This window comes from Actinophytocola sp. (genome assembly GCF_035712165.1).
Taxonomy (GTDB): Bacteria; Actinomycetota; Actinomycetes; order Mycobacteriales; family Pseudonocardiaceae; genus DASYTH01.
The window spans coordinates 1-11,686 of the sequence record NZ_DASTBH010000460.1 but is presented as its reverse complement, the minus strand read 5'-3'; the positions used below and the strand labels follow the sequence as shown (position 1 = coordinate 11,686).

Here is an 11,686-nt window from a genome sequence, read left to right as displayed (position 1 = left end):
GCTCGCCGAACTGGCCGGCCGGGAGGCGTTCGGGCGGGCGGCCCGGCCCGCCGAGGTGGCCGACGTGATGGTGTTCCTGGCCAGCGACCTCGCCGGGTACCTGACCGGCGAGGTGATCTCGGTCAGCAGCCAGCATCCCTGAGAGAGGACCAGATGACGGAGCGCCGCACCGAGTTGCTCGACCTGGCCGCGAAGATGTTCGCCGAGCGCGGCTTCCGGGCCACCACCGTGCGCGACATCGCCGACGCCGCGGGCATCCTGTCCGGCAGCCTCTACCACCACTTCGACTCCAAGGAGTCCATGGTGGACGAGATCCTGACCCGGTTCCAGGAGCGGCTGTTCGGCCGGTACGAGGAGATCGTGGCGCAGGGCAGGGGACCCCGGGAGACGCTGGAGGCGGTGGTGGTGGCCTCGTTCGAGGCGATCGACCGCAACCACGCCGAGGTCGCGATCTACCAGAACGAGTCGAAGTACCTCTCCGAGTTCGAGCGGTTCGCCTACCTGCGCGACCGCAACCGGCAGTTCCGCAAGCTGTGGGCGGGAATCCTCACCGACGGCGTGCGCGCCGGCGTGTTCCGCGCCGACCTCGACGTCGAACTGGTCTACCGGTTCATCCGGGACACCGTCTGGGTGGCGGTGCACTGGTACCGGCCGGGCGGCAACCAGCCGGCGAGCGAGATCGCCCGGCAGTACCTGGGCATCCTGCTCGACGGGATCGCCACCCGCAGGCGCAGGTCATGACCGAGGCCTATGTGGTGGATGCGGTGCGCACCCCGGTCGGGCGGCGCGGTGGGGCGCTCGGCGACATCCACCCGGCCGACCTCGGCGCACACGTGCTCACCGCGCTGGTCGACCGGACCGGTGTGGACCCGGACGCGGTGGACGACGTGATCTTCGGTTGCGTCGACACGCTCGGCCCGCAGGCCGGCGACATCGCCAGGACCGCCTGGCTGGCCGCGGGGTTCACCGAGGAGGTGCCCGGCGTCACGGTGGACCGGCAGTGCGGGTCCAGCCAGCAGGCCGTGCACTTCGCCGCGCAGGCCGTGCTGAGCGGAACTGCCGACCTGGTGGTGGCCGGCGGGGTGCAGAACATGAGCCGGATCCCGATCGGCGCGGCGATGAGCGCCGGCGCGGCGTTCGGCTTCGCCACCCCGTTCGCCGGCTCGCACGGCTGGGCGCACCGGTACGGCGACGAGGAGATCTCCCAGTTCCGGGCCGCCGACCTGATCGGGCAGCGGTGGGGGATCAGCCGGGCCGCGATGGAGCGCTACGCCCTGGCCAGCCACCAGCGCGCGGTCGCCGCCATCGACACGGGCCGGTTCGACCGGGAGATCGTGCCGGTCGGCGGCGTCGACACCGACGAGGGACCGCGCCGCGACACCAGCCTCGCGGCCATGGCCACGCTCCCGCCGCTGCGGCCCGGCGGCCTGGTCACCGCGGCGCTGGCGAGCCAGATCTCCGACGGGGCGAGCGCGGTCCTGATCGCCTCGCCACGGGCGCTGCGCACCCACCGGCTGACCCCGAGGGCCCGGGTGCACCACCTGTCGGCGCGCGGCGGCGACCCGGTCGCGATGCTCACCGCGCCGATCCGGGCCACCCGCTACGCCCTGGACCGGGCCGGCATGTCCATTGCGGACATCGACCTGTTCGAAGTGAACGAGGCATTCGCGAGCGTGGTGCTGGCCTGGCTCGGGCAGACTGGCGCTGACCCGGATCGGGTCAACGTCAACGGCGGCGCGATCGCCCTCGGCCATCCGATCGGGGCCAGCGGCGCCCGGCTGTTCACCACCCTGCTGCACGAACTGGGCCGCCGCGGGGCCCGGTTCGGCCTGCAGACCATGTGCGAAGGCGGCGGTCAGGCGAACGTGACCATCGTCGAGCGGATCGAGTAACTTGCCCCACCTGGTTTCAGCCGCTCGACTAATCGATCGGATGCGGCCAATCGGGCGTGGAATAACTACAGTCATGGAGTTCGTCCGAGGAGGTTGGTCATGGCGCTGATGCCCGTCACGGACTCCCTGTTCCTGCTCGCGGAGTCGCGGGAGCACCCGATGCACGTCGGCGGCCTGCAACTGTTCGAGAAGCCGGAGGACGCCGGGCCGGACTACATCAGCGAGATGCACCGCACCCTGGTCCGGACCACCGACGTGCGGCCGCTGTTCCGCCGCCGGCCGATGAACCCGGTGAGCAGCATCGGCCAGCTGGCCTGGACCAACGACAACGATCTCGATCTCGAGTACCACGTGCGGCTCTCCGCGCTGCCCACGCCCGGGCGGGTGCGCGAGCTGCTCGAGCTGACCTCGCGGCTGCACGGCACGCTGCTCGACCGGCACCGTCCGCTGTGGGAGTTCACGTTGATCGAGGGCTTGCAGGACGGCCGGTTCGCCACCTACAGCAAGGTGCACCACTCGCTGCTGGACGGGGTGTCGGCGCTGCGGGTGCTGCAGGGCTCGCTGTCCGAGGACCCGGCCGAGCGGGACATGCGTCCGCTCTGGTCGCCCCGGGTACGGGACAACGTGTCCAACCTCCGCCCGGAGCCGGAGGCCGGCGCCTCGCCGCTGCAGGGTCTGCGCGATGCCGCGAGGGCCGTGTGGGACATCGCCGCGCTCGGCCCGACCGCGCTCAAGGTGATCAACGACGCGTTCCGGGAGCAGGCCGCCGGGCTGGCGTTCAAGGTGCCCAAGACGATGTTCAACGCGGCGATCACCGGAGCCCGCCGGTTCGCCGCGCAGGGCTGGCCGCTGGAGCGGATCAAGGGCGTGCGCAAGGCGGTGAGCGGCGCCACGCTCAACGACGTGATGCTGGCCATGTGCGCCGGAGCGCTGCGCCGCTACCTGATCGAGCTGGACGCGTTGCCGGACAAGCCGCTGGTGGCCGCGGTGCCCATGTCGCTGCGCACCGACTCGGCCCGCGGCTCGTCGGAGAGCACCCTTGGCGGCAACGCCATCGGCATCATCCTGTGCAACCTGGCCACCGACACCGACGACCCGGTGACCCGGTTCGCCGAGATCCGGGAGTCCATGCAGCGCGGCAAGAAGGTCTACCACGGCATGACGCCGCTGCAGATCACCGCGCTGTCCGCGATCCCCATGGCGCCCCTGGCGATCTCCATGATCCCCGGTGCGCTGCGGGTCACCCCGCCGTCGTTCAACGTGATGATCTCCAACGTCCCCGGCCCGCACAACCCGCTGTACTTCAACGGCGCCCGGATGAGCGGGATCTACCCGCTGTCCATCCCGTACGAGGGCCAGGCGCTCAACATCACGGTCACCAGCTACGCCGGCAACCTCCAGTTCGGGCTCACCGGCTGCCGCCGCAGCGTCCCCCACCTGCAGCGTCTCCTCACCCACCTGGAGGACTCGCTGGCCGAACTGGAGAAAGCCCTCGGCGCCTGATAGCACTTTCGCCTGAATGCTATCATGGGTCTGTGAAGCAGATGATCACGCGCATCGAGGACGAGCTGCACGCCCGGATCAAGGCGCAGGCGGCCAGCGAAGGGCGCAGCGTCAACGAGTTCGTCGTGCGTGCGCTCATCCTCGCGCTGGACGGTTCCACCGGCCGGCAGGCCGTCCGGGAGCGGGCCAGGGCCACCGGCCGGTTGGTCGTGCCGGAACCGCCCGTGGGTGCGGTGGTCGAGGGCCGCGCCGTGAGCGCCGCGTTGGCCGAGGAGCGCTCAGCGCGGTGACCCTGTTCTATGCCCACACCAGCGCAGTGATCAGGACGTATCTCACCGACGGGGGCGAGTTGGGCGAGCTTCTCCTCAACGGCCCGGACCCAGTGGTGACAAGTGAGCTGACCCGGGTTGAACTGGCCGCGGCCGCTCGTGAATCAGGGGTCGCTGATCCGAATGTGGTGCTGGACCGGTTCGACAAGGACTGCGGCGAGGGCGGGGCGTTCACGCTGCTGCGGCTGGACAGCCCGGTCGTGCTGCCGCTGGCGCGGCGGCTGGTGACCGAGCATGCCGTCCGGACGCTCGACGCGATCCACCTGGCGGTCGCCCTCACCGACGGGACGGCGCTGGCCGCCGGGGAGCCGGTCGTGCTGGTGACCCGGGACCAGCAGCAGGCCGTCGCGGCCAAGGCACTGGGGCTACCGGTCCTCTAGGGCCGGGCGGTCGGGGTTGGGCTCCGGCGCCGTGTCGACCACGGAGTCGACGACGATGGTGGAGTCGACGACGATGGCGCCGCCGTGGCGGGCGGAGCGGGCGCGGCGTTCGGCCGCGGCGGTGAGCCGGCGGCTGACCAGGCCGCGGGTCGGGGGGAACAGCAGGGCGAGGGCCAGCACGTCGCTGATGAAGCCGGGCGCGATGACCAGCACGCCGGCCGCGGCGAGCAGCACCCCGTCGATCATCTCCTTGGCCGGCACCCGGCCCGAGCGAACCGCCTGCTGGTAGGAGACGAGCGTGCGGGCGCCCTCCCGGCGCAGCAGCCACATCCCGGCCAGGGACGCGAGGATCAGCAGCAGAACCGTCGGCAGGAACCCGATGGCCTGCCCGACCAGGACCAGCACCGTGATCTCGGCGATCGCGGCGATGAGCAGAAACAGCAGAACCGGCACATCCGGTTCAACGAACGATCGTCGGGAATTGCTCCCCGCCCCTTTACAGCGAGGATCTTTCACGTTTAGCTGTGCGTAGCGGTCCCCTCACTGTGCAACGGAGCACCTCATGTCCCGTGGTCGCCAGTTGATGCGCATCGTCCCCGTCACCGCCCTGGTCGCCACGCTGGTCTGCGTGACACCGGCCAGCGCCGAACAGCCCCAGGTGCTGCTCGCACCCAACGACTTCTGCCTGAGCCAGTGCGACGACATCCTGCCGCCCGGCCAGAACGGCAACGCCACGTTCACCGAACTGCTGGCGTTCCAACTGCTCGGCCTGCGCCCGGCGCACTCCTCCGACACCCGGGCCACCTACGAGAACCTGGTCTGGAACTCGGCCGGGCTCACCGACGAGAAGATCAGCCAGTTCTACAACGACGCCTCCTTCGGGGTGCCACCCAACCAGGTGGAGAGCCGGATCCAGCCGCGCCCCGACGTGACCATCACCCGGGACCGCGCCACCGGCGTCCCGCACGTCCAGGGCACCACCCGGGCCGGCACCATGTTCGGCGCCGGCTACGCCGCCGCCCAGGACCGGCTGTTCCTGATGGACGCCATGCGGCACGTCGCGCGCGGCGAGTTGACCCCGTTCGTCGGCGGCGCCCAGGGCAACCGTGAGTTCGAGCAGCAGCAGTGGCAGAAGGCCCCCTACACCGAGGACGACTACCAGCGGATGTTCGACCGGGCGTCGCGGTTCGGCGCCGTCGGGCTGACGCTGCAGGAGGACACCCGCAACTACATCGCCGGGATCAACCACTACATCGCCACCGTCGGGATCGCCTACCCCGGGGAGTACGTGGCGATCGGCGGCCGCACTCCGCAACCGTGGAACGTGCGGGACGTGATCGCCATCGCCAGCCTGGTCGGCGGGCTGTTCGGCGGTGGTGGCGGCGGCGAGGTGGACTCCGCGCTGGCGCTGATCGAGGCCCGGGCGCGGTACGGCGACACGCTGGGAACCCAGGTGTGGCAGGCGTTCCGGGCGCAGAACGACCCGGAGGCGCCCACGACCGTCCACAACGGACAGTCCTTCCCCTATCTGCAGACCCCGGACAACCCGGCCGGGCGGGTGCTGCCGGACCGGGGCAGCGTGGTCCGGCAGCCGGTGGCGGTCGATCAGACCGCCGCCGCGCAGCGGCCCGGGCCGGCGGACGTCACGCCGAACTCCAGCACCGGCAAGGCCACCGCGCCCGCCCGGCCGCTCACCGAGGCCGAGCGGGCCAAGGGGCTCAAGCCGGGCATGCTCGACGGCGGCCTGCTGCCCCCGGGCTTCGGCAAGGGCGGCATGTCCAACGCGCTGGTGGTGTCCGGGCAGCACACCGAAAGCGGCAACCCGGTGGCCGTGTTCGGCCCGCAGACCGGGTACTTCGCCCCGCAGATCCTGCTGCGCCAGGAACTTCAGGGCCCCGGGATCAGCGCGCGCGGCGCGGCGTTCCCCGGCATCAGCTTCTACGTGCTGCTCGGCCGGGGCGTCGACTACTCGTGGAGCGCCACCTCGGCCAGCCAGGACATCACCGACAGCTACGCGGTGGACCTGTGCGAACCGGGCGGCGGCACCCCGACCCGGGACTCGATGCACTACCTCTTCCGGGGTCAGTGCCTGCCGATCGAGGTGCTGTCCAAGCGCAACTCGTGGACCCCGAACCTGGCCGACAGCACCCCGGCCGGCTCGTACACGCTGACCGCGCAGCGCACCAAACTGGGTCTGGTGACCCACCGCGGCACCGTGGCCGGCCGGCCGGTGGCGTTCACCAGCCTGCGGTCCACCTACCTGCGCGAGGGCGACTCGGCGCTGGGCTTCCAGCAGCTCAACGATCCGGACCGGGTCAACTCCCCGCAGACCTTCCAGGACGCGGCCAGCAAGATCGGGTTCGCGTTCAACTGGTTCTATGTGGACTCCGCGCACGACGCCTACTTCAACTCCGGCGACAACCCGGTGCGCGCGACCGGCGCCGACCCGCACCTGCCCACCCGGGCCGAGCAGCGCTACGAGTGGGCCGGCTGGAACCCGGACACCAACGACGCCACGTACACCCCGTTCGAGCAGCACCCGCGGGTGATCGACCAGGACTACCTGACCAGTTGGAACAACAAGCAGGCGCCCGGATACAGCGCGGCGGACGGCAACTACAGCTTCGGCCCGGTGCACCGCAGCCAGCCGCTGGACTCCCGGATCGCGCCGGTGATCGGCAGCGGCGGCCGGTTCACCCGGGCGGAACTGGTCAGCGCCATGGCGGACGCCGCGACCGTGGACCTGCGCGGCCAGGAGGTGCTGCCGCTGCTGCTGCGGGTGCTGAACAGCGCGCCGGTCACCGATCCGGCGCTGGCGGCGGCGGTCGGCCAACTGACCGCGTGGCAGCAGGGCGGGTCGCACCGGAAGTCCGCCGGACCCGGGGTGAACCGCTACGACCATGCCGGCGCCATCCGGATCATGGACGCCTGGTGGCCGCGGCTGGTCACCGCCGAGTTCCAGCCCGGCCTCGGCGCCGACCTGTACGGCGCGCTGCGGTCCGTCATGGGCCTGCACGACGCGCCCGGGCATCGCGGTTCGGCGTTCCAGACCGGCTGGTACGGCTACGTGCACAAGGATCTGCGCCGGGTGCTCGGCGACCCGGTGGCCGGCGGCTTCCCGAACACGTTCTGCGGTAACGGAAACCTCGCCGCCTGCCGGGCGACCCTGCTGGACGCGCTCGGGCAGGCCGTCGCGGCGCCCGCGGCCGAGGTCTACCCGGCCGACGCCGACTGCGCGGCGGGCGACCAGTTCTGCCACGACTCGATCGTGCACCAGCCGATCGGCGGCATCACCCAGGACCGCATGCACTGGGTGAACCGGCCGACCTTCCAGCAGGCCGTTGAGTTCCCGGCGCACCGCGGGCAGAACATCGCCAACCTGGCACTGGGCCGGCCGGTCACGGCGTCCAGCACGGAGTCCGGGTTGTTCTACTCGCTGCCGGCCCGCAACGCCGTCGACGGCGACCCGGACACCCGGTGGGGCAGCCGGTTCAGCGACCCGCAGTCGATCACCGTGGACCTGGGCACGGCGGCGCCGGTGGGCCGGGTGATCCTGCGCTGGGAGGCGGCCTACGGCCGGGCCTACCGAATCGAGGTCTCCGCCGACGGCGCCAGCTGGCGCACCGTGGCCAGCACCACCGTGGGCGACGGTGGTGAGGACAACGTGGCATTTGCCCCGACCCAGGCACGTTTTGTGCGGATGACCGGTACCCAGCGTGCGACAAGCTACGGATACTCCTTGTGGGAACTGGAGGTCTACCAGACCTGAACGGCGAAAACCGAGTCGAAAGACCTGACTTGTCGTGATTTCGTAACCGTGTTCCGGCACCCGCCGATGGATCAACAGAACCGCAAGCAGCGGGGATGGGGAATGCTTTCGACAAGGCGGGCGCAAAAGTGAACAGTGTAGGCAAAAACGAGCCCACGGAATCGCCGGGAAGGCTTCGTCATCGGGCGGTCACGCGGCGGCTGAACCGACCGGCGCACGCCGGGCAGCACCGCCGGCCGCCCGGTCCGGACCGGCCGGTGCATCGGCTCGCCCCGGTATACCGCACCCTTGTCGCCGTTGACATCGAGGGTTCCACGGCCAGAACCGACGTGGTGAAGGCCCGCCTGCGCTCCGTGATGTACGAGCTCCTGGAGGCAGCGCTCTATCTCAGTGGAATAGCTGAGAAACACCGCGATCCGCTCATCGACCGTGGCGACGGCGTGGTGCTGCTCATCCGCCCGGTCGACCAGGCGCCGAAGACGTTGCTGCTGACCAGTTTCATTCCGCTGCTGAACGACCTGCTGGCCGGGCACAATGCCGAGGACCCGGACCAGATCCGGCTTCGGGCGGCGATCCACGCCGGTGAGGTGAACTACGACCGCCGGGGCTGCTTCGGCGAGGCCATCGATCTGACCTTCCGGCTGCTGGACGCACCGGAATCGAAGACCGCGCTGCGAAACGCCGGCGAGCCGCTGGTTCTCGTGGTGTCCGATCCGGTGTATCAATCCGTTGTGCGGCACGGCTATCACGGGCTCGACGAGCAGACGTTCGCGCCGCTGGTGCACGTGGAGATCGCCGGACACCAGCACTACGGCTGGCTCACCCGGCTGACGGCCGCCGGGTCCGCCGAAACCCTGGCGCAGCGCCGCGCCCGGCGCACCTGGTACGGCTATCCACTGGCCCGCCCAGCCGAAACCGGCTAGCGGTCCGCCTCTCCGGAATTTTCCTGCGGTTGTTGCGTTCCGGCGAATGGGTGCGATATCGGGTGGATGGTGGCTGGGTGCCGTCACGGTCCCTGAGGTAGCTGTTGGTCGGATGCGGACCTCAGCGGAACCATGGGACGGGTCCTAGCAGAGCAGGGTGCCGTCCAGGACGGTGACGGCGCGGCCGGACAGGTGTACCCGGTCGGCGTGCATGGAGGTGCGCACCAGTCCGCCGCGCGGGGACGCCTGCAGGCCGACCAGACCGTCGCGGCCCAGCCGGTTCGCCCAGTACGGGGCCAGTGCGGTGTGCGCGCTGCCGGTGACCGGATCCTCCGGGATGCCCACCGCCGGCGCGAAGAACCGGGATACGAAGTCGTGGTCGGCGGCGTCGGCCGGCGCCGTCGCGATCACCCCGCGGATGCCGTCCCGCCGGGTCAGCGTGTTGAGCGCGGCCACGTCCGGCTCGAGCGCGCGCACCGCGCGTTCGTCGGTGAACACCACCAGCACGTCGCCGAGCGCGCCGGTGCCGAACACCGCGTCGGGCTTGGCGCCCAGCGCCTCGGCCAGGCCGCCCGGCGCGGCCCGCATCTCCAGCCGCGCGACCGGGAAGTCCAGGGTGACCGAGCCGTCCGGTTCGGCATGGGTGACCAGCACGCCGCTGCGGGTGCTGAACCGCACCGTGCCCGGCGCGCCCCGGTCCTCGCGCAACACGTGCGCGGTCGCCAGCGTGGCGTGGCCACACAGCTCCACCTCGACCGCCGGGGTGAACCAGCGCAGCGCCCAGTCGGCGTCCCCGGAGCCGTCCAGCGGGTGGGCGAACGCGGTCTCCGCGAGGTTCAACTCGGCCGCGACGGCCTGCATCCACGTCTCGTCCGGCCAGGCGTCCTCGAACAGGCACACGCCCGCCGGGTTCCCGCCGAACGCCCGGTCCGCGAACGCGTCCACCACCCGAACCCGCATACCCGACCCTAGCTCAGGGCAGCCGCCCGAGGATGTCGCGCGCCTGGGTGACGATGTGTGTGATCAGTTCCGCGCAGCTGGGCAGGTCGGTGAGCAGGCCGGTCACCTGTCCGGCGGCGAGCACACCCGTGTGGGGGTTGCCGTCGACGAGGGCGGACCGGAGCAGCATCGGCGTGTTCGCCGCCATGATCGTCTGCGACCAGGTCAGTCCCCGGGCGCGCCGCACGGCCCGGCCCTCCCGGAGGAGGTCCGGCAGCGACCGGCCGGTCGCGGCGCGGAAGCGGGCGGCGTTGCGCAGCGCGTGCAGCAGGCCGCGCACCGAACCGGTGCGTTCGAGCGTCTCGACCAGGCCGGTGCGCAGCACCCGGTGCGGCACGCCGTCCACCTTGGTGGTGACCACCGTGTCGGCCAGGCCGGCGGACAGGTAGGCCCGCTTGACCGCCTCCGGCACCGGGCTCTCCGCGGTGAGCAGGAACCGGGTGCCCATGGCGATCCCGGCCGCGCCATAGGCCAGCGCCGCGGCCAGGCCACGGCCGTCGAAGAACCCGCCGGCCGCGATCACCGGAATCCGCACACTGTCCACAACGGACGGGAGGAGCAGCGTGGTGGCGATGCTTCCGGTGTGGCCGCCGCCCTCGCCACCTTGGACGATCACCGCGTCCGCACCCCAGCCGGCGACCTTCTCGGCGTGCCGGACGCTGCCGACGGTCGGGATCACCAGCACGCCGCCCGCGCGCAGCCGGGCGATCTGCTCCGGGCGGGGGGCCAGGGCGAACGACGCGACCCGCACCCCGGTCTCGATCAGCAGCTCCACCCGCCGGGCGGCGTCCGCCGCGTCCGCGCGCAGGTTGACCCCGAACGGCTCGGTGGTCCGGGCCCTGGTCTCCCGGATCGCCGCGACCAGTTCCGGGTACGACATGGTGGCCGAGGCCAGGATGCCCAGCCCGCCGGCCGCCGCGGTGGCCGATACCAGGCGCGGGCCGGCGACCCAGCCCATTCCGGTCTGCACCACCGGATGGCGCACCCCGACCAGCCGGGTGAGGTCGGTCTCGATCACGGCCGCACCTCGCGCTCGCGCAGCCCGTCCGGGTCCAGCTCCTCGAGCAGTCGCAGCTCCGCCGCGCTCGGCGTCCGGGTGGCTGGCACCTCGCCCGGCGGTAACGCGAACCCGGTCAGCGCGCGCACCTCATCCGGATCCACGCCGGGGTGCACGGAAACCATCCGCATGGTCCGGTCGGCGGTCGCGAAGTCCAGCACCGCGAGGTTGGTGACCACCCGGTGGACGTCGTGGTATCGGCCGGCGGGCCGGTCGTACCCCACGCCGCTGACCACGTCCACCCGTTCGACGAACACCCGGGCGCTGTGCCGGGGCACCCAGTAGCTGGTGCGGTGGTTGACCGTGTTGCCGGGCGCGCCCCGGAAGCCGAGCAGTTGCCGGTCCGGCCGGGCGTGCGCGCCGATGCACGAGATGTTCTGGTTGCCGTGCCGGTCGATCTGGTTGGCGCCCATCACCACATGGCGGGTGCCGTGCGCGACCACGTCGAACACCCGCCGGTACGGCAGCCAACCCTCTACAGTGGACAGATCGGCGCCGAGCAGCAGCGCCTCCCCGTCGGACACCAGCAGGTCCGGGGCGAAGGTGCGCCGGGCCAGCCGGGCGCCCAGCGTGGGCAGCAGGCCCATCGGGCTGGCCAGAATCTCACCGGCGCCGCGAAACAGCTCGGCGCAGGCGACCACACACACGTCGGCTCTACCCATGCAGCACCGCGCGCTGGTAGTCCGCCTCGTCGCCGGCCAGGTACCGGGCGGCGAACCGATCCCAGTCCCCGGGGTCGGCCGCGGCCGCCGCATACTCGCGCTGGAAGGCCTCGTCCCGCCCGTAGTCCGGCACGCAACTGGTGAAGTGCGCGCCACCGGGCGACTCCACGAC

12 protein-coding genes and 1 pseudogene are annotated in these 11,686 nt (G+C 71.6%); 8 read left to right on the top strand and 5 right to left on the bottom strand.

The genetic code is table 11. The annotated features are described in order from the left end of the window. From VFO68_RS25890 to VFO68_RS25865, 6 genes are all read left to right on the top strand, one after another. The coding region (locus VFO68_RS25890; protein WP_325160991.1) for an SDR family oxidoreductase at nucleotides 1-142 on the top strand (142 nt) is incomplete at its 5' end. An 11-nt stretch (nucleotides 143-153) separates the two neighbouring features. After that, nucleotides 154-741, top strand: a complete 588-nt coding sequence (locus VFO68_RS25885; protein WP_325160988.1) for a TetR/AcrR family transcriptional regulator — start codon at nucleotides 154-156, stop codon at nucleotides 739-741. Beyond that, nucleotides 738-1,892 carry an acetyl-CoA C-acetyltransferase gene (locus VFO68_RS25880; RefSeq protein ID WP_325160987.1) on the top strand — a complete coding sequence of 385 codons (1,155 nt, stop codon included), beginning with the start codon at nucleotides 738-740 and terminating at the stop codon, nucleotides 1,890-1,892. The genes VFO68_RS25885 and VFO68_RS25880 overlap by 4 nt, the downstream gene beginning before the upstream one ends. 99 nt (nucleotides 1,893-1,991) lie before the next feature. Next, nucleotides 1,992-3,395 carry a wax ester/triacylglycerol synthase family O-acyltransferase gene (locus VFO68_RS25875; RefSeq protein ID WP_325160986.1) on the top strand — a complete coding sequence of 468 codons (1,404 nt, stop codon included), beginning with the start codon at nucleotides 1,992-1,994 and terminating at the stop codon, nucleotides 3,393-3,395. Nucleotides 3,396-3,436: 41 nt separating this feature from the next. After that, a complete protein-coding gene (locus tag VFO68_RS25870) occupies nucleotides 3,437-3,685 on the top strand; it encodes a toxin-antitoxin system HicB family antitoxin (protein WP_325160990.1) in 249 nt (82 codons plus the stop codon). Continuing rightward, nucleotides 3,682-4,104 carry a type II toxin-antitoxin system VapC family toxin gene (locus VFO68_RS25865; RefSeq protein ID WP_325160985.1) on the top strand — a complete coding sequence of 141 codons (423 nt, stop codon included), beginning with the start codon at nucleotides 3,682-3,684 and terminating at the stop codon, nucleotides 4,102-4,104. Before VFO68_RS25870 ends, VFO68_RS25865 begins: the two co-directional genes overlap by 4 nt. Here the strand turns inward: VFO68_RS25865 and VFO68_RS25860 are convergent. Next, nucleotides 4,090-4,557, bottom strand: a complete 468-nt coding sequence (locus VFO68_RS25860) for an FxsA family protein (RefSeq protein ID WP_325160984.1) — start codon at nucleotides 4,555-4,557, stop codon at nucleotides 4,090-4,092. The genes VFO68_RS25865 and VFO68_RS25860 overlap by 15 nt on opposite strands. A 130-nt stretch (nucleotides 4,558-4,687) precedes the next feature. Between VFO68_RS25860 and VFO68_RS25855 the strand changes: the two genes are divergently transcribed. Further along, on the top strand, nucleotides 4,688-7,873 hold the full coding sequence (locus tag VFO68_RS25855; protein WP_325160983.1) for a penicillin acylase family protein: 3,186 nt from the start codon (nucleotides 4,688-4,690) through the stop codon (nucleotides 7,871-7,873). Between the two features lie 95 nt (nucleotides 7,874-7,968). After that, nucleotides 7,969-8,796 (top strand): hypothetical protein, encoded by an 828-nt coding sequence (locus VFO68_RS25850; protein ID WP_325160982.1) that lies wholly within the window; start codon nucleotides 7,969-7,971, stop codon nucleotides 8,794-8,796. A 144-nt stretch (nucleotides 8,797-8,940) separates the two neighbouring features. On the opposite strand, the gene VFO68_RS25845 is transcribed toward VFO68_RS25850, so the two are convergent. From VFO68_RS25845 to VFO68_RS25830, 4 genes and pseudogenes are all read right to left on the bottom strand, one after another. Beyond that, nucleotides 8,941-9,756 carry a PhzF family phenazine biosynthesis protein gene (locus VFO68_RS25845; protein ID WP_325160981.1) on the bottom strand — a complete coding sequence of 272 codons (816 nt, stop codon included), beginning with the start codon at nucleotides 9,754-9,756 and terminating at the stop codon, nucleotides 8,941-8,943. A 13-nt stretch (nucleotides 9,757-9,769) separates the two neighbouring features. Next, the gene (locus VFO68_RS25840; RefSeq protein ID WP_325160989.1) at nucleotides 9,770-10,810 is read right to left on the bottom strand and encodes an NAD(P)H-dependent flavin oxidoreductase; all 1,041 of its coding nucleotides are present in this window, start codon (nucleotides 10,808-10,810) and stop codon (nucleotides 9,770-9,772) included. Then, entirely contained in the window at nucleotides 10,810-11,514 is a 705-nt protein-coding gene (locus VFO68_RS25835) for a CoA-transferase (protein WP_325160980.1), read from the bottom strand. Before VFO68_RS25835 ends, VFO68_RS25840 begins: the two co-directional genes overlap by 1 nt. After that, nucleotides 11,507-11,686: pseudogene (locus VFO68_RS25830) on the bottom strand (acyl CoA--acetate/3-ketoacid CoA transferase subunit alpha); the annotation flags it as partial. The gene VFO68_RS25835 and the pseudogene VFO68_RS25830, both read right to left, overlap by 8 nt.

Coding starts and splice junctions, on each gene's coding strand:
- VFO68_RS25885 (WP_325160988.1), top strand. CDS start 154: ATGACGGAGCGCCGCACCGAGTTGCTCGACCTGGCCGCGAAGATGTTC.
- VFO68_RS25880 (WP_325160987.1), top strand. CDS start 738: ATGACCGAGGCCTATGTGGTGGATGCGGTGCGCACCCCGGTCGGGCGG.
- VFO68_RS25875 (WP_325160986.1), top strand. CDS start 1,992: ATGGCGCTGATGCCCGTCACGGACTCCCTGTTCCTGCTCGCGGAGTCG.
- VFO68_RS25870 (WP_325160990.1), top strand. CDS start 3,437: ATGATCACGCGCATCGAGGACGAGCTGCACGCCCGGATCAAGGCGCAG.
- VFO68_RS25855 (WP_325160983.1), top strand. CDS start 4,688: ATGCGCATCGTCCCCGTCACCGCCCTGGTCGCCACGCTGGTCTGCGTG.
- VFO68_RS25850 (WP_325160982.1), top strand. CDS start 7,969: ATGGGGAATGCTTTCGACAAGGCGGGCGCAAAAGTGAACAGTGTAGGC.
- VFO68_RS25845 (WP_325160981.1), bottom strand. CDS start 9,756: ATGCGGGTTCGGGTGGTGGACGCGTTCGCGGACCGGGCGTTCGGCGGG.
- VFO68_RS25835 (WP_325160980.1), bottom strand. CDS start 11,514: ATGGGTAGAGCCGACGTGTGTGTGGTCGCCTGCGCCGAGCTGTTTCGC.